This window comes from Shewanella sp. MBTL60-007 (assembly GCF_019654915.1).
GTDB lineage: Bacteria > Pseudomonadota > Gammaproteobacteria > Enterobacterales > Shewanellaceae > Shewanella.
The window spans coordinates 37,781-58,497 of the sequence record NZ_BPET01000032.1; the positions used below are offsets into that span (position 1 = coordinate 37,781).

Annotated in this window: 18 protein-coding genes; 8 read left to right on the plus strand and 10 right to left on the minus strand. The window is 46.3% G+C overall.

The genetic code is table 11. From position 1 onward, the window contains the following. The first annotated feature begins 67 nt into the window (after positions 1–67). Positions 68–511: a GNAT family N-acetyltransferase gene (locus K5Q92_RS13445; RefSeq protein ID WP_220769510.1), complete on the plus strand. Its 444-nt coding sequence runs from the start codon at positions 68–70 to the stop codon at positions 509–511. A gap of 97 nt (positions 512–608) precedes the next feature. Here K5Q92_RS13445 and K5Q92_RS13450 read toward each other — a convergent pair whose 3' ends face one another. Continuing rightward, the gene (locus K5Q92_RS13450; RefSeq protein WP_220769511.1) at positions 609–1,976 is read right to left on the minus strand and encodes an L-serine ammonia-lyase; all 1,368 of its coding nucleotides are present in this window, start codon (positions 1,974–1,976) and stop codon (positions 609–611) included. A 125-nt stretch (positions 1,977–2,101) separates the two neighbouring features. After that, a complete protein-coding gene (locus K5Q92_RS13455; protein WP_220769512.1) occupies positions 2,102–3,469 on the minus strand; it encodes an aromatic amino acid transport family protein in 1,368 nt (455 codons plus the stop codon). A 554-nt stretch (positions 3,470–4,023) separates the two neighbouring features. Here K5Q92_RS13455 and yjjX point away from each other — a divergent pair. The 5 genes from yjjX to K5Q92_RS13480 all read left to right on the plus strand — a co-directional run bounded on the left by yjjX (position 4,024) and on the right by K5Q92_RS13480 (position 9,971). Continuing rightward, the gene (yjjX, locus tag K5Q92_RS13460; protein WP_220769513.1) at positions 4,024–4,563 is read left to right on the plus strand and encodes an inosine/xanthosine triphosphatase; all 540 of its coding nucleotides are present in this window, start codon (positions 4,024–4,026) and stop codon (positions 4,561–4,563) included. A gap of 92 nt (positions 4,564–4,655) precedes the next feature. Next, on the plus strand, positions 4,656–5,597 hold the full coding sequence (locus tag K5Q92_RS13465; protein ID WP_220769514.1) for a bifunctional helix-turn-helix transcriptional regulator/GNAT family N-acetyltransferase: 942 nt from the start codon (positions 4,656–4,658) through the stop codon (positions 5,595–5,597). A 100-nt stretch (positions 5,598–5,697) separates the two neighbouring features. Further along, positions 5,698–6,741 carry an NADP(H)-dependent aldo-keto reductase gene (locus tag K5Q92_RS13470; RefSeq protein WP_220769515.1) on the plus strand — a complete coding sequence of 348 codons (1,044 nt, stop codon included), beginning with the start codon at positions 5,698–5,700 and terminating at the stop codon, positions 6,739–6,741. A 95-nt stretch (positions 6,742–6,836) separates the two neighbouring features. Beyond that, positions 6,837–8,048 (plus strand): cysteine desulfurase, encoded by a 1,212-nt coding sequence (locus tag K5Q92_RS13475; RefSeq protein ID WP_220769516.1) that lies wholly within the window; start codon positions 6,837–6,839, stop codon positions 8,046–8,048. A 1,476-nt stretch (positions 8,049–9,524) separates the two neighbouring features. Then, positions 9,525–9,971: a SufE family protein gene (locus K5Q92_RS13480; protein WP_220769517.1), complete on the plus strand. Its 447-nt coding sequence runs from the start codon at positions 9,525–9,527 to the stop codon at positions 9,969–9,971. 50 nt (positions 9,972–10,021) lie between these two features. On the opposite strand, the gene K5Q92_RS13485 is transcribed toward K5Q92_RS13480, so the two are convergent. Beyond that, positions 10,022–10,444, minus strand: a complete 423-nt coding sequence (locus K5Q92_RS13485; RefSeq protein ID WP_220769518.1) for an HNH endonuclease — start codon at positions 10,442–10,444, stop codon at positions 10,022–10,024. A 120-nt stretch (positions 10,445–10,564) separates the two neighbouring features. Between K5Q92_RS13485 and K5Q92_RS13490 the strand changes: the two genes are divergently transcribed. Then, entirely contained in the window at positions 10,565–11,761 is a 1,197-nt protein-coding gene (locus K5Q92_RS13490; RefSeq protein ID WP_220769519.1) for a membrane dipeptidase, read from the plus strand. Positions 11,762–12,066: 305 nt separating this feature from the next. On the opposite strand, the gene K5Q92_RS13495 is transcribed toward K5Q92_RS13490, so the two are convergent. The 6 genes from K5Q92_RS13495 to nagB form a co-directional block, all read right to left on the minus strand. Further along, positions 12,067–12,441: a PH domain-containing protein gene (locus K5Q92_RS13495; protein WP_220769520.1), complete on the minus strand. Its 375-nt coding sequence runs from the start codon at positions 12,439–12,441 to the stop codon at positions 12,067–12,069. A 60-nt stretch (positions 12,442–12,501) separates the two neighbouring features. After that, positions 12,502–14,451, minus strand: a complete 1,950-nt coding sequence (locus K5Q92_RS13500) for a U32 family peptidase (RefSeq protein ID WP_259649574.1) — start codon at positions 14,449–14,451, stop codon at positions 12,502–12,504. Positions 14,452–14,576: 125 nt separating this feature from the next. Then, positions 14,577–14,894, minus strand: coding sequence for a cupin domain-containing protein (locus K5Q92_RS13505; RefSeq protein WP_220769521.1), 318 nt, complete (start codon positions 14,892–14,894; stop codon positions 14,577–14,579). Positions 14,895–14,979: 85 nt separating this feature from the next. Further along, entirely contained in the window at positions 14,980–15,651 is a 672-nt protein-coding gene (locus K5Q92_RS13510; RefSeq protein WP_220769522.1) for a nitroreductase family protein, read from the minus strand. Positions 15,652–15,749: 98 nt separating this feature from the next. Then, positions 15,750–16,289, minus strand: coding sequence for an SRPBCC family protein (locus K5Q92_RS13515; RefSeq protein ID WP_308443591.1), 540 nt, complete (start codon positions 16,287–16,289; stop codon positions 15,750–15,752). Positions 16,290–16,520: 231 nt separating this feature from the next. Then, positions 16,521–17,312 carry a glucosamine-6-phosphate deaminase gene (gene nagB, locus K5Q92_RS13520; RefSeq protein WP_220769524.1) on the minus strand — a complete coding sequence of 264 codons (792 nt, stop codon included), beginning with the start codon at positions 17,310–17,312 and terminating at the stop codon, positions 16,521–16,523. 175 nt (positions 17,313–17,487) lie between these two features. On the opposite strand from nagB, the gene K5Q92_RS13525 reads away from it, so the two are divergent. Continuing rightward, positions 17,488–18,084 carry a pseudouridine synthase gene (locus K5Q92_RS13525; RefSeq protein WP_220769525.1) on the plus strand — a complete coding sequence of 199 codons (597 nt, stop codon included), beginning with the start codon at positions 17,488–17,490 and terminating at the stop codon, positions 18,082–18,084. A gap of 32 nt (positions 18,085–18,116) precedes the next feature. Here K5Q92_RS13525 and K5Q92_RS13530 read toward each other — a convergent pair whose 3' ends face one another. Further along, the gene (locus tag K5Q92_RS13530) at positions 18,117–20,633 is read right to left on the minus strand and encodes a bifunctional diguanylate cyclase/phosphodiesterase (RefSeq protein ID WP_259649575.1); all 2,517 of its coding nucleotides are present in this window, start codon (positions 20,631–20,633) and stop codon (positions 18,117–18,119) included. Between the last annotated feature and the right edge of the window lie 84 nt (positions 20,634–20,717).

Consider the following 20,717-nt stretch of genomic DNA (forward strand, 5'->3'; position numbering starts at 1 on the left):
TTGCAAAAATTATAGAGCAGTTGCCACTTCATGCTAAAGTAGCCGCAAAAAAAGGATCCCTAAAAAAATGATTATTCGTAAAGGCCAAGCTGCCGATCTTCAAGCCCTAGTTAACTTTAACCAAGCGATGGCAGAGGAAACTGAAGGCTTAAGCTTAGACCCTCAACAGCTTAATAAGGGAGTAAATACCCTACTTACCTCACCAGAAAAAGGCTTCTACCTCGTTGCAGAGATCAATGGCGAGATTGCCGGTTCATTGATGGTGACATTCGAGTGGAGTGACTGGCGCGCGAAAGATTACTACTGGATTCAAAGCGTCTATATTCGCCCTGAGAATCGCCGCCAAGGGATCTATGGCAAGCTCTATCAAGCCGTTAAAGACATTGCAGCAGAAAATGGCGGCGCCGCGAGTTTTAGACTTTATGTAGAGAAAGAAAACACCAATGCTCAACGTACCTACAGTGCGCTAGGCATGGAGCAAAGCTACTACTTGATGTATGAAGAGAAGTAAACAGAGCCCTAGTCGTAGCTAAATATCGAACATTAAAAAGGCCATCAAATGATGGCCTTTTTACTACTCTATTTCAAACTGTGTCTGACAATAAGAGTTAACCGCAGATGCTGGTTACCTTGATAGCCAAACCGCCTTGGCTAGTTTCACGATACTTAACGTGCATATCTTTGCCCGTCTCGTACATTGTCGCGATAACTTTATCTAAGCTAACTTTTGGCTCGCAGTTACGACGCATCGCCATACGCGATGAGTTAATCGCTTTAACCGCTGCAATCGCGTTACGCTCAATACATGGAACCTGTACTTGGCCAGCAACTGGGTCACAGGTCAAACCTAGGTTATGCTCCATACCAATTTCCGCCGCCATACAAACTTGAGCAGGGTTTGCACCCATGATCTCAGCCAGACCTGCAGCAGCCATAGAACAAGCTACGCCAACTTCACCTTGGCAACCCACTTCAGCGCCAGAGATAGAAGCGTTACGCTTATAAAGCGAGCCCACAGCAGCTGCAGCTAAGAAGAAGCGAGTGTACTCTTGCTTACCAACTGGCTTGATGAACTTGTCATAGTAAGCCAATACCGCAGGAATAATACCTGCCGCGCCGTTAGTTGGCGAAGTCACTACGCGGCCACCGGCAGCGTTTTCTTCACTTACAGCCATAGCGAATACGTTGATCCAGTCCACAATCTCCATTGGATCGCTTGATAAGCGCTCACCAGTTAATAGCTGGCGATATAACGCTGGTGCACGACGGGCCACTTTTAGTGGGCCTGCAAGTACGCCTTCAGTTTGACAGCCCTTTTCGATTGCTTGATGCATGGTATTCCATACCGCACCAAAGCCATCGTAAATAGCTTGTTCACTGTTGAAAGCCAATTCATTCTTAAACATGATGCTGCTGATGCTCATGCCTGTCTCTTTGCAGGTTGCTAATAGCTCATCTGCATAGTTGAATGGGTACGGCACTTCAACTGGATTTTCAACTTCTTTGCCGAATTTTGATTCTTCAACAATAAAGCCACCGCCAACTGAGTAATAAGTCTTGCTTAGTACAAGCTCGTCACCCTTGTATGCGTGCAACATCATGCCATTTTCATGTAATGGTAATGCATGGCTATGGAAAATAACTGCGTCGTGACCAAAGTCTACTAGCTGCTTTTCTTGACCCATTGGCAGTTTCTGAGTTTTCTCAACATCAGCAATAAAACCTGGGATCGCGTCGATATCAACACTCTCAGGTGAGTTACCACCTAAGCCGACAATAATCGCGATATCAGTGTGGTGACCTTTACCCGTTAAGGATAAAGAACCGAAAATCTCAACGCTCAGACGAGTCACTTGCTCAAATTGGCCCGTTTGACGAACATCATCGATAAACTCTTTGGCGGCCTTCATCGGCCCGACAGTGTGAGAGCTCGATGGACCCACACCTATCTTAAAAATATCAAATGCGCTAAACATAAAAATCACCTCGAAAAAAGAGGAAAAGCCGGGAGAACTCCTGGCTTCGACAAACAAATGGAACTAAAAAAACTGGACGCTTGAAGATGCTCGCATGCAATCTTTAGGCGCCCAGCTGTTATCTATTAAGACACTAATCCAAATAGAATCGCAGTCATTGCAAGTAGACCTGCAACCACAACGAAGATGTTGCTGAAACGACCACGGTATGGCGCCAAAGCTGGCACTTTGTGAATCGCGTACATTGGCATTAGGTAAAGGATAGCCGCGATGATTGGGCCACCTAGCGCTTCAATCATACCCAAAATGCTTGGGTTAATAACTGCTACACCCCAGATAGTTAAGAACATGAAACCTAAGATAAACTTGTTTAACTTAGCATCAGAAACTTCTTTGCCACTCGAGCGTAATTGCTTAGTGATTAGGCCTTTCATACCTTCAGTCGCACCCATGTAGTGGCCGAAGAAAGAAGAGATAATCGCAACGAAAGCAATGAATGGACCGAAGTAGCTTACAAATCCACTTTCATGTACGTTTGCCAAGTAAGAAAGAATTGGCAAATTCAGCTCTTTCGCTTCAGCAAGCTGTGCTGGCGATAGCGATAATACACATGAAACAACGAATAGCATTACGAAACCAACCAACATCAATGTGGTGTTACGTAGGATAACGTCAGCTTTACGTGCCGCATTAACACCGTGCTCACGCTTTAGCGATACAGAGAACTGAGAGATCGCTGGCGAGTGGTTGAATGCAAAAATCAATACAGGAATAGTCAACCAAACGGTACCTAGGAACTCACCTGCTTGTGGTACAACTTGTAGCGCGTCCATCTTCCAGTCTGGGATCAAGTAGAAAGACATGAATGCTAAGATAGCAACTAGTGGGTATACCAATAGTTGAGTCACTTTAAGCATCATTTTCTCGCCCGCAACCATTACTGACATCATAGCGATGATAAGGCCACCAGATAGCAACCAACGTGGTACACCAGACACTTTATCCATGATCTGCACACCAGCTTCAGTTAGCATAGGTGCACCATCAGCCGCTAAACGTGGAACTTCCACAAAAATGTTTAGCTGGTTAACAATAAAGCTTTCAACTGTGTTAGTAATACCTACACCGTAAATCAAAACGATTGGGTAGATAGCAAAGAAATAAAGCAGAGTAATTGCCTTACCCGCGCCAACACCAAAGTGCTCTTCAACAACGTGAGTAATATCGCTACCTGGCTTGCTTGATGAACAAACAAAACGTGATAGTCCACGGTGGGCTAGGTAAGTCATTGGACCGATGATAGCAACCATCACCATTAGTGGCCAAAAACCACCCATACCAGCGTTAATTGGTAGGAATAGAATTCCGGCACCAACCGCTGTACCAAACAAACTCAACATCCAAGTCGTATCTTGACGTGTCCAAGGCAATGACTTAGTCGTTGCCGTATCATTTTGTACCACTTCTTGTGTACAGATCGCGTCTTTTTGCATTCTTGTTACCTTGAAGGTGCTGAGAAACACCAGTAAATTTTGATCTCAGGAGTAATTTCGCGGTTAAGAATATCCTAATGCATGGCCCAAATATTGATCTGAGTTCACATTCTGTAATTGATTTTCAAATCCTAATCAAATTGAGAGCTAGATCTCCTTAATCATGTAATAAGTTTTCATTTTATATTCACTATCGCAACCCAATCGAACCGAGCATTAACATAAGCGTTACTTAAATCATGAATTACTCATGTACGCGATCGAATTCAGAAAATACGCTGACGGACATAAGTCACAAAAAACCTGTTTACACGACACAACCTGACAATCGACCAGCAGTTCTTGAAGCCGATCACGGTTTTTAAAGACAAAATTCCCTCTGTCATTAGCTAATCTAATGCTAATTTTTGTAAACTTTTATCGCTTATAAGTTAATCTCGGTTATTTAAGTGCTAAACAAATAACGTTTTCGAACATCTTTTCAAGGTGAAACCAAGTAAAAAAAACAATAAACTCAGCAAGATCATTTCCCTACAAAATTGAAGATATAACCAATGAAAAAAACAATGACTGTTATTGTCGGCTCAACAAACCCAGTTAAAGTCGGTGCAGCACAAGCAGCCTTAACGACTCTTTTTCCCGATAACGATATCAACTGCCAGGGCGTAAGCGCTCCTTCATTGGTAAGCGATCAACCTATGACGGAAGCCGAAACCCGCTTAGGTGCAATCAATCGCGTCAAACACTGTCAAGCTCACCATGAGGCAGACTTTTATTTAGCAATGGAGGGAGGAGTTGATAAGTTTGAACATGGACCCGCGACCTTTGCCTATATCGCGATTGCTCACAAGGAACAGATCAGCATTGGACGCAGCGCCTTATTACCGCTACCTATATCTGTCTACCAAGCGCTAACTCAGGGAGAGGAACTTGGTTCTGTCATGGACAAGATGTTCAATACGGTCAATATTAAACAGAAAGGCGGCGCTATCGCGTTACTAACCAACGGCCATGCCAGCCGCCAAAGCGTCTACACTCAAGCTATCATCCTAGCAATGGCGCCTATTCTACACCCAGAGCTGTATATTAATTAGCATGCACTTTATTATTTTTCACTTAAGATACTTGATTTTGATAATTAGCCCTCGTAAGTTAGTTGTTAATCGCAACTGACAAACACTATTCGATGAATCAAGCTCTGCCCAACAGTTCTGGTGTCTCTTCACAGTTACGTCGCCTCTCTAGGCAGCTAATTCGCCAACTGGGGTTATTAGATGCTGCCTGCGGCAACCTACCGTTATCACCAATTCAGGCCCATAGCCTAATCGAACTCGGTGAAAGCCAACACTCCATCAAACAGTTGGCCGATACGCTTAATATCGATAAATCCAATGCCAGCCGTGCCGTGAGCCAGTTAGTAGATAAGGGCTTTGCGACATCTCAATCTAACCCAAGAGACAACCGCAGCTTAGTCGTACAGCTTTCACCTAAGGGTAAAAAGCTACTGAATAAACTAGATGAGCAGCAAAACCAACTCTTTACCGAGATTATGGCGCAACTCACTCAAGAGCAGATCCTGTCACTCGAAATCGCTTTAGGTCACTACAACAAGGCGCTCAAACAGTCTAAATCTCAGCAAGGCTACAAAGTTAGAGAGATTGAGGCGAGAGATAACCCTCATGTCGCCCAAGTGATCCGTCAGGTATCAGATGAATATGGCCTCACCGCAGATAAAGGCTACGGCGTGGCCGATAAGAGTCTCGACAGTCTCAATGAAGAGTATCAGGCAGATAATGCTAGGTACTGGGTGATCGAACTAGATAATAAGATCTTGGGCGGTGCAGGCATCGCGCCCCTTGCTGGTGAGAAAGGAGTCTGCGAATTACAGAAAATGTATTTCCTCCCCGAAGTGCGCGGCAAAGGCTTTGCCAAACGTTTAGCCTTGCAAAGCCTTCGTTTTGCGGCCGAACAGGGCTTTAACTCCTGCTATTTGGAAACCACCGCCAACCTAGTCGAAGCCATAAAACTCTATGAATCTTTAGGGTTTACACATCTCGATAGTCCGCTGGGCAATACCGGTCACGATGCGTGCGAGATAGCCATGTTACGGCCGCTAGTTAACGACTAATCTATTTACATGAGGCAAGCATCAAACCAATGATAACTTGATGGTTTTTATAGCTAAAGCTTGCTAGCCTCAAATTAATTCAGGTATTAAGTGAGTTTTTATGGAATATAAACGTCTTTCACATTCGAGTTTAAATGTTAGCCAAATCTGTTTAGGCACAATGACCTGGGGCGCACAAAACACACAAGCGCAAGCCTTCGAACAGCTCGATTATGCTATTGCTGAAGGAATTAACTTCATCGATACCGCCGAGATGTACCCCGTTCCTCCAGAGGCTGAGACTCAAGGCGAAACCGAGCGCATTCTGGGCAACTATTTAAAGCAAAGGGGCAATCGCGATAATTTAGTGATTGCCACTAAGGTTGCCGCCCCTGGCGGCAAGAGCGATTATATCCGCCCTAACATGGCTTTAGATTGGCGTAATATCCACGCCGCGGTCGACGCCTCCCTCGAGCGCCTGCAGCTAGAAACTATCGATCTATATCAGGTTCACTGGCCCGATAGACAGACTAACTTCTTTGGTGAGCTAAGCTACGCTCAGCAAGATGAACATGAGAAGCTCACCCCAATCATCGATACCCTAGAAGCGCTAGCCGATCTCGTCAAAGTGGGGAAAATCCGCTATATCGGCATCTCTAACGAAACGCCTTGGGGCTTTATGGAGTATCTACGCTTAGCCGAGAAACATGATTTACCTAAAATTGTCTCGGTACAGAACCCCTATAATCTGCTCAATCGCAGCTATGAAGTGGGGATGGCTGAGATCAGTCATCGCGAAGAAGTACCGCTACTAGCATACTCTCCACTGGCTTTTGGCGCGCTGTCGGGTAAATACCTCAACGACCAATGGCCTGAGGGCGCGAGAATGACCCTGTTTAAGCGCTTCGCACGTTATACAGGCACTCAAATGGCGCTCGAAGCGACCAATGCCTATGTAGAGCTGGCCCGTGAATTCAAGATGAGTCCGGCGCAGATGGCCTTAGCCTTTGTAAACTCACGAAAGTTTGTCGCATCAAACATCATAGGTGCCACCAATCTTGAGCAACTTAAAGAGAATATCGACAGCATTCACAGCGCCATTTCTCCCGAGTTGCAACTACGCTTAGATGAATTAGCTCTGTTATACCGCTTCCCTTGCCCTTAAAAGCCGCGCTTTTAACAGTCTAAACTTGCTTTAGGCGCTCAGATCTTAGAAGATCTGAGCGCCTTTTATTTTTATCGATAATCTTGGATCAATTAATGGATCTCTCAACGCTGCGGTCACAATTCCCTACCCTTGCTCAATCTAACGATGGTTATCCTCTGTGTTATCTAGACACGGCGGCAACGAGCCAGAAACCCCAGCAAGTAATCGATGCCATGAATCACTATTATCACCATGATAATGCCAATGTGCATCGCGCAGCCCACCAGCTATCGGCACGCGCCACCAGCCAGTACGAAGCGGTGCGAGACAAGCTGCGTCAATTCATTAATGCCAACCAGCGCGAAGAGATCATCTTCACCCATGGTACCACTGAGTCAATAAATACTGTCGCCAACGGCTTAACGGCACAAATAAAGCAAGGTAGCCTTATTCTCATCGACAGCGCTGCCCACCACGCTAATATTGTGCCTTGGCAAGAGCTCGCCAAGCGCACTGGGGCGGTGGTAAAGCCTATCCCACTCACCCAAGACTGCCGCTTAGACATGAGTGCATTTGAGGCTCTGTTACGGCAAAAGCCAGCCATCGTAGCCCTGAGTCATGTATCGAACGCCTTAGGTACGGTGAACCCGGTGATTGAGCTCGTTAGCAAAGCCAAACAGGCTGGCGCCATCACCTTAGTGGACGGTGCTCAGGCCATTGCCCATATGAGCGTTGATGTACAGAGTATCGATTGTGACTTCTATGTCTTCTCGGGTCATAAGATGTATGGCCCAACGGGGATTGGCGTGTTATATGGCCGCTTCGATGTGTTAGATAGCTTAAGCCCACTGATGACTGGCGGTGAGATGATTAAAACTGTCAGTTTTGAAACGACCGAGTTTAATCAACTCCCCAACAGACTCGAAGCGGGAACGCCGCCAATTGCCGAGGTAATCGGCTTAGGCGCAGCTATCGACTTCATCGAAGCGCTACCGAGTGAGCAGGTCAACGCAAAAGAACGGGAACTAGTGAATTATCTGCAAGATGCTCTGAAGAACCTAGGCGATGTAGTACTCTATGGCGCTCATGAGGATAATGTCGGCGCGGTCGCCTTTAACTTAGCCGATGAACATCATCAAGATGTGGGCATTTTACTCGACCAGCAAGGCATTGCCGTACGCTGTGGCCATCACTGCGCCATGCCCTTAATGCAAAGTCTAGGGTTAAAAGGCTGCTGCCGCGCCTCGATTGGGGTTTATACTAATAAGGCCGATATCGATCGCTTTATTGCGGCGATGGCGTCGGTAAAAGAGTTGTTGCTGTAAAAGAAGGTTCTAGGTTCTAGGTTCTAGGAAAAGCTAAGACGGTACAAGCAAAGACGGATAGAGCCGGGAAAGCTGAGACGGCTGAAGACGGAAAAGATAAAGCGGGAAAAGCAAAGATAACAGCCTGACGCTTTTGACTTTTCCTCGCAGGGCGCAGCCCGTCCTCGCAGCGGAGCGTCGTAGAACCTAGGCCCTTCTTCTAAAGTAGGTCGGCATTTATGCCGTCAACATCGGCACGTTAAACTGCTAGACTGATGGGCTAAAGCCCAACCTACATTAAAACAAAATGTAGGCTCTTGATTGTATAGCAGGACGAAGTCCGCTCTAGCAGCGAGTATACGAGTGCTCTAGGTTCTAGGAAAAGCTAAGACGGTACAAGCAAAGATGGATAGAGCTGGGAAAGCTGAGACGGCTGAAGCCGGAAAAGATAAAGCGGGCAAAGCAAAGATAACAGCCTGACGCTTTTGGCTTTTCCTCGCAGGGCGCAGCCCGTCCTCGCAGCGGAGCGTCGTAGAGCCTAGGCCCTTCTTCTAAAGTAGGTCGGCATTTATGCCGTCAACATCGGCACGTTAAACTGCAAGACTGATGGGCTAAAGCCCAACCTACATTAAAACAAAATGCAGGCTCTTGATTGTATAGCAGGACGAAGTCCGCTCTAGCAGCGAGTATACGAGTGCTCTAGGTTCTAGGAAAAGCTGAGACGGTACAAGCAAAGACGGATAGAGCCGGGAAAGCTGAGACGGCTGAAGACGGAAAAGATAAAGCGGGAAGAGCAAAGATAACAGCCTGACGCTTTTGGCTTTTCCTCGCAGGGCGCAGCCCGTCCTCGCAGCGGAGTGTTGCAGAACCTAGGCCCTTCTTCTAAAGTAGGTCGGCATTTATGCCGTCAACATCGGCACGTTAAACTGCAAGACTGATGGGCTAAAGCCCAACCTACATTAAAACAAAATGTAGGCTCTTGATTGTATAGCAGGACGAAGTCCGCTCTAGCAGCGAGTATACGAGTGCTCTAGGTTCTAGGAAAAGCTAAGACGGTATAAGCAAAGACGGAAAAAGACGGATAGAGCCGGAAAAGATAAAGCGGGAAGAGCAAAGATAACAGCCTGACGCTTTTGGCTTTTCCTCGCAGGGCGCAGCCCGTCCTCGCAGCGAAGCGTCCTAGAAGTGAGCTTGCGAACGTCCTAGAGCCTAGCTCCTAAGTCCTAGGTTCTAGGAAAAGCTAAGTCGGTACAAGCAAAGACGGATAGAGCTGGGAAAGCTGAGACGGCTGAAGACGGAAAAGATAAAGCGGGCAAAGCAAAGATAACAGCCTGACGCTTTTGGCTTTTCCTCGCAGGGCGCAGCCCGTCCTCGCAGCGGAGCGTCCTAGAAGTGAGCTTGCGAACGTCCTAGAGCCTAGCTCCTAAGTCCTAGGAAAGGCTTACAAACCAAGCTTGTTTTTATTTAATTATTATTCAATTCACATTTAGGTCACGTATGAGTCAGTCAGTTAAACCCTCTGCAGAGCAGTTTCTAGCATTAGCCATCGACAATGACACAGCAACAACAGTGGCGCTGTTTGAGCAAGCAGGTAACTGGCAGGAGCGCTATCGTCAGATCATGTTGTTAGGTAAAAGCCTCGCTAAGCTCGATGACAACCTGCGGGTTGAAAGCGCCCAAGTTCGCGGCTGTGAAAGCAACGCTTGGCTATACCACAGTGAAATTGACGGTAAACACTACTTTATTGCCGACAGTGATGCTCGCATTGTAAAAGGCTTAATCGCCCTGCTATTGATCGCCTGCAATGGCAAGACCAGCAACGAAATCCGCGCATTTAGCCCTGACCACTACTTTACTCAACTAGGGCTGCAGGGGCAGCTCAGCCCTTCTCGCACTAACGGCTTGCTAGCACTAGCTAAAGCCATAAAGCTCGCCGCCGAATAACAATCCACCTTCTTAATGCTTTGGCTTAGAGCTCAAAATATAAAGGGAATTTAACGCCACTTTTTTTCAGAAAAGTTCGACTTCCCTTTATTGCATGCTTCGCAAAGGATTTGCAGGTTCTCAATGTCTAAGGCTATTTCAGGATAAAGTGAACGCGGTTTAATATGATCTACGTGCATGATTGCGCCCTGAGTTGGCGTGATACCACAACATGCACAGCGACTGCCATACTTAACTAGTGCTTGATGGCGTAGGTTAAGCCACTTTCCAGAACTGTAAAAGTCCTTTTCAATTGGTTCACTAAAAGGTAATTCCTCACAATCAGTAAAAACCTTGGGCTCAGCTTCGGGAGCGAGAAAAACAGCATGACCCTCATTCACCTTTAGCCATTTCCATATCGCTTTTAACGCACCTCTTTCAGTTTTATAAGATGCAGTACGTCTTCTGTCATTTTTAAAAGTCACCGACCACATAAACAACTCCTTTTGTCCCGTCGATTGAGTTTGTTCGAACGCCTAAATCAGCAATATTCGAAAACCCATAACGACTAAGGTAACATTGTGAAAAAATAATAATCAATATAAGGAAGCAGCATGCGTTATAGTGCTAACCGCCGCCAATTGCTGAAAGGCTTAAGTGCCGCAGGACTTCTGAGCCAGTTAGGCACTTTACCCGCGTTTGCCGCTACTCGTTCGACATTTACCACTAACCCCTCTGCAGCCTGGGCTTCTAAGCAACGCCTCTATATCGATGGCCTATGTTTCCTTCCAGATGATCTCAACGATGCCACTGCATCTAATATCGATGCCTATATTTGCGATATCTCCGATATCGAAGCGATCAAACAAGCCGATGGCACTATTAACTATAAGCGTAGCTATAAGGCCTGTATCAAGAGCATTACCGAGGCTAAGCAGCGAGTGGAAGCGAACCCAGACAAGTTGCTTCTCGGCTTAACGGGCAAAGATGTAAGCCTAGCCAAGCACACAGAGCGGACAGCTGTGTTTTTTCAAATACAGGGCGCCGATTGTGTAGAACAGAGCATCGACACCAATCTAAGCCAAGTTGATGAGTTTTACGATAAGGGCTTGCGCGTGCTGCAGTTGACCCACCACTATGGCAATCCATTTAGCGGCGGTGCATTAGATAACGATGCTCAAGGTGGCCTCAATCAGCCCTTAACACCTGCGGGCACAGCACTTATCAACAAGCTCAACCACAAAAATATTCTAGTCGATGTTAGCCATTCCAGCGCCCAAAGCGCATTAGATACCGCACGCACGAGCAAGTCGCCTATCGTGCAGAGCCATGGCGCAGCCCGTGCCATCGTAAATCATGCTCGCTGCTCTCCCGATACCGTCATTAAGGCCATTGCCGATACAGGCGGCTTATTTGGGGTATTTATGATGAGTTTTTGGTTAACGAACGACAAGGTTCCCACCGTTGAACACTATATTGCTCAGCTTAAACATGTCGCCAATATCGGTGGTATCGATGCCGTTGCTATCGCCAACGACTATCCACTACGAGGGCAAAAAACGCTACTCGAACTCAACAATAATAATGCCGAAGGCGTGAAACAGTATTTAGATTGGTGGTACAGCCTACGAGCAAAGAAGGTGCTAGGTTATGACATCGAACCCCAGCACGCCGTGATCCCCGAGCTTAACCATATCGAACGCATGAACCGTATCGACATGGCGTTAGGCAAAGCCGGCTTTAGCAGCTTAGAACGAGACAAGATCATGGGCAAAAACTGGGAAAGAGTCCTCAACGAAGTTTTGAAATAAAGAGCCCTCAGCGAGGTTTATATAAAAAGCCCTCAGCGAAGTTTTGAAATGAAGAGCCCTCAGCGAGGTTTATATAAAAAGCCCTCAACGAAGTTTTGAAATAAAGAGCCCTCAGCAAGGTTTTGAAATGAAGAGCCCTCAGCGAGGTTTATATAAAAAGCCCTCAGCGAGGTTTTGAAATAAAGAGCCCTCAGCGAAGTTTATATAAAAAGCCCTCAGCGAAGTTTTGACATCCACTAAAACAAAAAAGGCGCAATCGTTACCGAATGCGCCTCAATTTCAGCAATATAGCTTGTAAAGAAAAGCTATAAAGAAAGGTTCGCTATGGTCTTTTGGATCCCCACAACATCGGTGCCGCGTTTAAGCTCTTTCACCAACGGATCTTTTTGGCCTGAAATCCAAATTTTAAGCTCTGAATCCATATCGAAGGTGCCAGCGGTTTCCACCTCAAAGTGGGTGATAGACTTATACGGCACCGAGTGATAATTCACCTTCTTACCCGTCACGCCCTGCTTATCAATCAGGATAAGACGCTTGTTGGTAAAGACGAACATATCGCGGATCACCTTATAGGCTAAGGTTAACCTCTCATCGTCGGCCATAATTGGGCTCAACTCTTGGGTCAACTCGTCAAGGTTAACCTCTGATGCATTGCCCATCAGCGAATCTAATAGTCCCATCGTCTATTCTCCTTAATAGTTGTTAAGCAGGTGAACTTAAGTCGGTGAGCGCTCAGCGGTTTAGTCAGCAGAGCGAACCTGCCTGTTTTCACCGACCACCATCATTTCACATTTCGGGCAGTCAAACACTAGCTTAAGCACATCTTTACCAATTTCCAGCACCATAGGCTCGGCTTTAATACCCGGTACCTCTTTTGGACAAAGATTAAAGTTAAAGCGCAAACAGTGCTTAGTAACCATTAATGGCACGTCTTCGCTGATGCCGTTCTTCTCGTAGGTGTCTTGAATTTCAATCACACCATGACGCTGATAAAAGGCTTTAGCCTGCTCGTTGGCCACATTCCCTAGATAGCTCAAGTGCTTAACCGGATAGACGGCATCTTGGTTATATTTCCATGCCTTAGGGCGCTGATAACCGTTAATTCTCGCTAGCTCTAATGCCGCGACCGTGTCACGGCGAAGACCGTTTAGCAAAGAGGTTGGAATAAACCAAGTCTGAGCGGTTTCAATGCTGATATTGTGAGCCTTAAAGTCGGTACTTCCGAGTTTGGCAAGTTGCTTACGTAGCCCTTGCTGCGCTTTTTCAATATCAGTAGCGGCCGTTTTTTCAACCACTAATGTCTGAGTTGCACTGTGACCATAAACATCTGTCATTGTAAGCGACACGCCGTCATCGCTATCGGCTAATACTAGGTCTACACCGATAATGCGCTTAGCCGATTCTTTGGCTAGCACCGCTTCAAAAGCTTGGTTGTGGTTACGATAAATAGTCATGCCCACTTTAAGCTCTTTTGGCATACGCATCACAAATAGCTTTAGCCCCTCGGCGCGGTTAACTCGCAGACCCTTTAGCTTGTCGTCTGACTGCTTAGCCTCGGCATAATCGCTTGGGAAGAAACACAGACCATCACCATTGTTAAAGCTATGCTCAGATTCGACTTCGATAAAATCACTGCCGATGCGCTTCACCTTAGCCACCTCTTCACCGATATATTTCGGCGAGCGGAAATCATTCATGCCTTGGCTACGCTCATGGACGAAGTAATCTGTCTTACCACGGTTAAAGGTCTTTTCCGGATCGGGCGTAAAGGTGTGCTCGCAGCGGCCATGGGATGAAGCTACAAACTCACTGCGACGAGCGATGATCTTGTCTAGCTCTTGACGATAATGGGCGGTGACGTTTTTAACATAGCTTAAATCTTTGAGACGTCCCTCAATTTTAAACGAGCGCACACCTGCATCGATCAATGCTTCTAAGTTGTCGGTTTGATTATTATCTTTAAGGGATAGTAGGTGTTCGTTTTGCGCCAACACGTCGCCTTGGCGAGTCTTAAGATCCGCAGGTAAGCGGCACATCTGCGAGCATTCACCACGGTTAGCACTGCGGTTACTGAATGAGTGACTTAAATTACACAGACCGCTGAATGCCACACACAATGCGCCATGAATAAAGAACTCAATCTGCATATTAGTGTTAGCCGCAACCTCACGAATTTGGCTTAGACCCAATTCACGAGCCAATACCACCTGCGAGAACCCCACTTGCTCTAAGAAGGCGACTTTCTCTGGACTACGATTATCCATCTGAGTACTGGCGTGCAAGGCTATAGGAGGTAAATCAAGTTGTAAAATACCCATGTCCTGTACGATAAGCGCATCGGCGCCCGCCTCATAGACTTCCCAGATAAGTTTTTGCGCCGCTTCGAGTTCATCGTCCATCAAGATGGTATTGATGGCAACAAACACTTGTGCGTGATATTGATGAGCAAAAGTACATAAGCGCGCGATATCTTCAACGCTGTTACCGGCAGTGGCACGCGCACCGAAGGCTGGGCCACCGATATAAACGGCATCGGCACCATGACGGATCGCTTCAATACCGAAGTCAGCATTCTTTGCCGGAGCCAGTAGCTCTAAACGGTTATTTTGTATCTCCACTGGAGAATGCGACTCGTCTTTAGGCGTCTCGTCGAGCTTATCGCTAGGAGTATAGATGCCAACATTGCTCATAAAAAATCACTCAAAAAGGGTTAACACGAATATTTTGGGCGAAGATTATAGCAAAAAGGCCGAGCTTTGGCGTTAGCTAATATAAAATCAATTTTTAACCAACTCGCGATTGGTCTTAATCGCGATTAATAGTGAACTGCTAACCAAATAGTCTCAACTTCTTCGCTCGTCCACGCCACTCGGTGTTTAACGTGGGCGGGAATATTAAGATGCTCCCCCACATGAAGCTCAACGGCTTCGCCATCAATAAATTCAAGTCTGGCCGCCCCTTGCATTACCATCACCCACTCACTGCGCTGTTGATCGTACCACTCACCCACAGGCGTAGTATGTGCTTTAGAGATAATTCGCTCTATCAACAAATTGGAGCCCGTCACTAGGGGCTCAAACACTTCCTGAGTTAAGTCTTGTGGCAGTGCCTCGAAGATATTGTGCTTTTCCATCGCTGTACTCGGTTAGCTGTGCTTATTTATCTATGCTTAGTTATCTGTGTCTAGCATGGATTTCGCTATTGATTCGTTTGGATAGTTATAAAAATGTGCAGATCTCTTCTAAGGGCTTCTTCTGTAATGCATGCTCTGGCACCGTGGCATCATCGCTCGGATAACCCGCAATAATTAGCATATAGGGGCGCTCATTACTGTTGTCACGACCGCAGACCTTACTTAGAAAAGACATAGGTTTAGGGGTGTGAGTCAAGGTGCCCAGCCCTGCATTATGTAACGCTTGAATGAGAAACCCTGTCGCTATGCCTACCGACTCGTGCACATAGTAATTCGTCTTTTGCTCCCCCTCTTCTTCACTACGCTTTTGACTAAAAATAGCAATCAACCAAGGGGCATGCTCAAGGTAAGGTTTGTCGGCGTTGGTGCCTAAGGGTTTTAACGCGTCTAACCACTCTTCCCCTGCTCGGCCCGCGTAAAAGGCTCGCTCTAACGCTTCGGCCTCATGACGAATTTGCGCCTTAATCTCAGGGTTGTTAATGGCAACAAAATGCCAAGGCTGATGGTTAGCACCGTTAGGCGCTGTACCCGCCGCAAGAATACATTTCTCTATGATCTCTTTAGGAACGGCTCTATCTGAAAACTTGCGAATAGAGTGTCGGCGCTGTACCTGCTTGTAGTTAGCGTCGGCGCGCTCGAGCATCTCAGGTTGTGAGTATTCAATAAAGTCATTTAGTGGATGATGTATCTCAGTCATGCTAAGCCTTTCCCTTTTATTGTCATTATTGTTGATTAACTTATCACTCTTTCACACAAATGCTACTCAGTAACGGCGCCTTTCTAGCGATAAAGAGTCTAGTTTTGCGCCTCAACAATAGCCTTTAATTGAACTAAGCCTTGATTTAAGTCCTTAGCTATCATGCCTTCAAAATCGATAAACAGGATCATCAGGTTCATTGGGTAATCTAAGTGGCCACCAAAACCCCAAGTCACTCGCGTCTGTCTGGCTGAAATAGCCTCTGTTTCAATATAGGCAAAATCGGTGGACTCAAAAGGCTTATAAAATCTCAGCTCATAGTCGATGCGCTTGCCTTCATCAATGCGTACGATCTCTTGCTCGCCCACTCCCACCTCATCTTTACCACTCGACCAACTAGCAGTAAATCCGGTCATACCATCAATACCGCGGTAGCTTTTTTGCATATCCGGATCCATCTGCGCCCAAACACTATAGTTATCTTGGTTTTTAAGGTATCTCACGTAATCGAATACCTCGGCAACGGGCTTATCTATGATGATTTCAGTAGTAACCGAATAACCCCTATCGACAAACAAAGCCACGATAAACGGCAGTGCAATAATCACTAGGATCAACAGCAGGAATTTTTTAAACATAGTCATTTACTCTTATTAGTCGATGAACTAGACCCAAATACTACTGTGGCCAGCAAGGTAAATTAAGAATAAACGTAATATCAAGATAATGACAAATCGAGGGCAGTAACGGAGCTCCAGCATGCGTCCCCTAACCAAACGCCATGGCAGAACTCGAGCAAATCGCAGCGACAAAAAAAGGACAAGCTATGCTCGTCCCTATTTAATCAATGTTGCGCAATCAAGGGAAAGTTAAAGCCCCAATCTCGCCATCAGTTTTTGGTTTTCGGCTTCGATATGCTTATAAAAATCACGATCCGATAACTTAGATGCAGCAGCCTCATCGATCACCAATACCGCATCTTGGTGTAACTGTAGTGCCGATGCAGGACAAGCGGCTGTAAGTGCTCCTTCTACGGTGGCTTTAATCGCATCGGCCTTGTTCTCGCCAGTTGCCAGTAATACCACTTTCTTCGCATCTAAGATGGTGCCTATCCCCATCGTAATAGACAGGTGTGGTTGGTACTCACCTTCCTTAAAAAAGCGAGCGTTATCGTCGATCGTTGCCTTAGTTAAGGTCTTAACTCTTGTGCGAGACATCAGCCCAGATGATGGCTCGTTAAAGCCGATATGGCCGTTACGACCAATGCCTAGCAGCTGAATATCAATTCCTCCGGCTGCCGTGATCTGCGCCTCGTAGCCATGACAAGCTTCAATGGGGTTAGCCGCATCGCCTGGTGGCACAAATGTTTGCGATTTATCAATATCAATATGATCAAACAGCTGCTCATTCATAAAGTAACGGTAGCTTTGTGGGTGGGTACCTTCTAGCCCTAAATATTCATCTAGATTAAAGGTCTTAACCCCAGCAAAAGAGATCTGTTTAGCTTTATTCGCGGCGATAAGTCCCTGATAGAGCGATACGGGAGTCGAGCCTGTGGCTAGCCCCAATACCGAATCGGATTTTTTCTGCAGCTGTTTAATAAAAATGTTGGCGCCGTATTCAGCTACCGAGGCACTGTCTTTTAATATTACGATTTGCATAAACTTGATCCAATATGAGTTAGCGGCAGTTAACCATGTAACATAACTATAACCTCAAATGACAACGCTGTCATTAGCTATTATTTATACAAGTGTTTGGTCAAAGAGAGCAACTCTGGCTCAAATGCCGCCGATTCACGCTATAATTGCGCTCCATTAGTTGAGGAGCGCGACCATGTCTGAAACGGGTTTACCGACAGAGCAAACACATTACCACTATGTAATTTATAAGCCCTTTCGATACTTAAGTCAGTTTGTACCAGAAAGCCGTAAGCGCAAACCGTTGCTGGGTGAGCTTTATGCGTTTCCAGCCAAGACAATGGCAATTGGCCGCCTCGACCATGACTCTGAAGGCTTGTTACTCCTAACTACCGATGGCATGCAGAGTCACCGTATCCGCAGCAAGTCGGTGGAAAAGGAATACTATGTACAAGTAGATGGTGAAGCGAGTGCCGATCAAGTACAACAGTTACAACAAGGGGTCGAAATCGGCATTAGTGGCGCTAAATACCAGACCTTACCCTGCGAGGTTAAGTTATTAGTGCCTGAACCTAACCTTCCGGAACGCGGAAGAAAGGTGCGCGACGCTCGGCACGGCCCAACCAGCTGGCTTTCAATCACCATAACAGAGGGGAAAAACCGTCAAGTAAGAAAGATGACAGCAGCAGTAGGCTTACCGACCTTAAGATTAGTACGAGTCAGAATTGGTGCCATTCACCTTAAGCAGATGCAACCCGGTGAAGTTATCCCCGTGACTAACTTGGCGATTTAGACTAGAAGTAGTAAGTCGCTCGCAGCTATCAATTAACCGCCCTGCGAGCTATGCAAAAAATCTGACAGCTCTTCAACTCGTTTCGGTTTACTGTAGAAAAAACCCTGAACATGATCACACTGATTCTGTTTTAAGAAGTCGACTTGCTCTTGAGTTTCCACGCCTTCGGCAACCACTTTTAGATTCAAGGCATGGCCCATAGCAATAATCGCCTTAGCGATGGCGGTATTGTGAGTATCGAAAGGTAAGCCTGCAATGAAGGATTGATCGATTTTAAGCTTATGGATTGGCAGTTTTTTAAGATAGCTTAATGACGAGTAGCCAGTGCCAAAGTCATCGATAGATAACTCCACCCCCATCTGGCCAAGCTTGGCTAAGTCCCGGCTAACAAGCTCAGGATCTGACATCATGCAGCTTTCTGTCACCTCAAGCTCCAAGCTGCTGGCTGGCAAGCCAGTTTGTTTAAGGATCTCAGCAACCTCATCAACAAAACTGCTACGCTGGATCTGTTGACCAGCAACATTCACCGCGATTCGGCCAAAGCTAATACCTAGTTCACACCAACGCTGCCCCTGCTCACAGGCTCGCTTTAACACCCAGCGACCAATATCTTGAATTAAACCTATCTTTTCAGCCAATGGAATGAAGATAGCAGGAGAAACACTGCCAAATACGGGATCCTCCCAACGTAGCAAGGCCTCAAACCCCACAACTTCTCCGGTGCTAAAACAGAGCTTTGGCTGATACACTAAATGCAACGCATTGAGCTCTATGGCGTCATGAAGGGCACTCTGTAATTTGAGTTTAGCAACTGACTCCTGATTAAGGGACTCTGTATAGAAGGCGCAGTTATTGCGGCCATCTTGCTTAGCTCTATGCATCGCGATTTCGGCATTTACCAGTAATCCGCTAGAGTCCTCGGCATCATCGGGGTAAATCGCAACCCCCATGCTTGAGGTGAGGCGTGCCTGACCATGTTCACCTAAAATAAAAGGCTGATCAAACACCTTACGTAAGTTGTTAATCTGCAGCAGTAAGCCATCGTTACTGTCAATATTGGGTAGGAGTACAGCGAACTCATCACTGCCTAATCGAGCGACGGTAACTAAGTCATCTAAGATCAAATCAAAACGACGACTCAGCTCAAGTAGAACCTCATCACCGACTGGGTGGCCATAGCTTTCATTTATATGCTTAAAGAGATCAACATCTATATAGACCAAGGCCAAACGGGTATTGCAGTGACTTGCCTGCTTTAGCTCTTGCTCTAAGCCAGTATTGAGTGCCATACGATTAGGCAGCTTGGTCAGCGGGTCGTGAAATGCGACCTTAGCGAGTTCGGCTTCACTCTGCTTTTGCGCCGAGATATCGTTAAATACTGCGACAAAATATTGGATCAGATGCTCATCATCATAGACGGCGCTAATATTAAGCAGCTGTGGAAAGATGGCGCCACTCTTACGACGATTCCAGATCTCACCGTGCCACTTGCCTCTGCTGAGCAGGTCGCCCCACATCTTGGTAAAAAAGCTTTTCTCATGACGTCCAGAGTTAAGTACTCGCGGGTTTTTGCCTAACAGTTCCTCTTTCTTATAACCCGTAATCTTGCTAAAGGCACCATGAGCATCGACAATCGTTCCATCGACATCGGTAATGATCACTCCCTCTACCGAATTTTCGAAGACTCTCGACGCCAGTTCGAGCTGCTCTTTCGCCGCCTTATGTGATGAGATATTACGCGAGATCCCAATCACTCCAGTGAGCTCCCCATCATCATTGATGGCTGGCACCTTAGTGGTCTCCAACCAAGAGTCTATATCACCAATATCTAGGCCTTCACATTCGCCGGCACTGACTTGTACTCCCTGACGAATAGACTCGATATCGCTAGCAATAAAGTGCTTAGCCAAGCGTGGCTCAAACAGCTCATCATCGGTGAAGTTGAGAATCAGCTCTCGTGGACGGTTCCAAGCAAGCTCTACGCTGTGATTTACCATCATGTAGCGGCCAGATTCATCTTTAATCCAGACATGCTCTTTCATGCAGTCGATAAAGGCCTGCAAACTTATCTGGCTGGCCTGATGACTCACATCACGCATACTGTTTTGGTCGCGCTTAAATTGACGATATATCTGAGCTAAATCCAGTTCTATGCTATCGGCAAAAACTTTCAATAACCGCCGGGTTTCAGCTTGTTGAGCGCGGACAGTAAGAGTCGGAATGTCTGTTGCTGGACAGATACAGATATAGCCAAACAGAGCGCCTGCTGGCCAGTTGATGGGAAGTAAACATTGAATACTGGTATCGAGTTCAACTAGAGTTTCACCTTCATCAGGCTGCTGCCTAGGCAAATAGCGATAGACCTGCTTTCGGGTCAGTTGCAGCCTGTCCAGACTCTCCTGACTAATATTGGCATAGCCGATAGGAATAAACTTATCGGTTTGATCTACCTGTAATAACGCGGCCCCGCACTGGGCTATTCGTGCCAGCATATCGATAGATTGCTGCCATTCATCCCGTTGTGCTTGCGTTATTGTGATATTAATCAACTCTATGTCCTATTAATCTTTCCACGATGGCTCAAAAGTACTCAGTCAATTATCCAAGTGCTCAATACAATAAAGTACTAAATA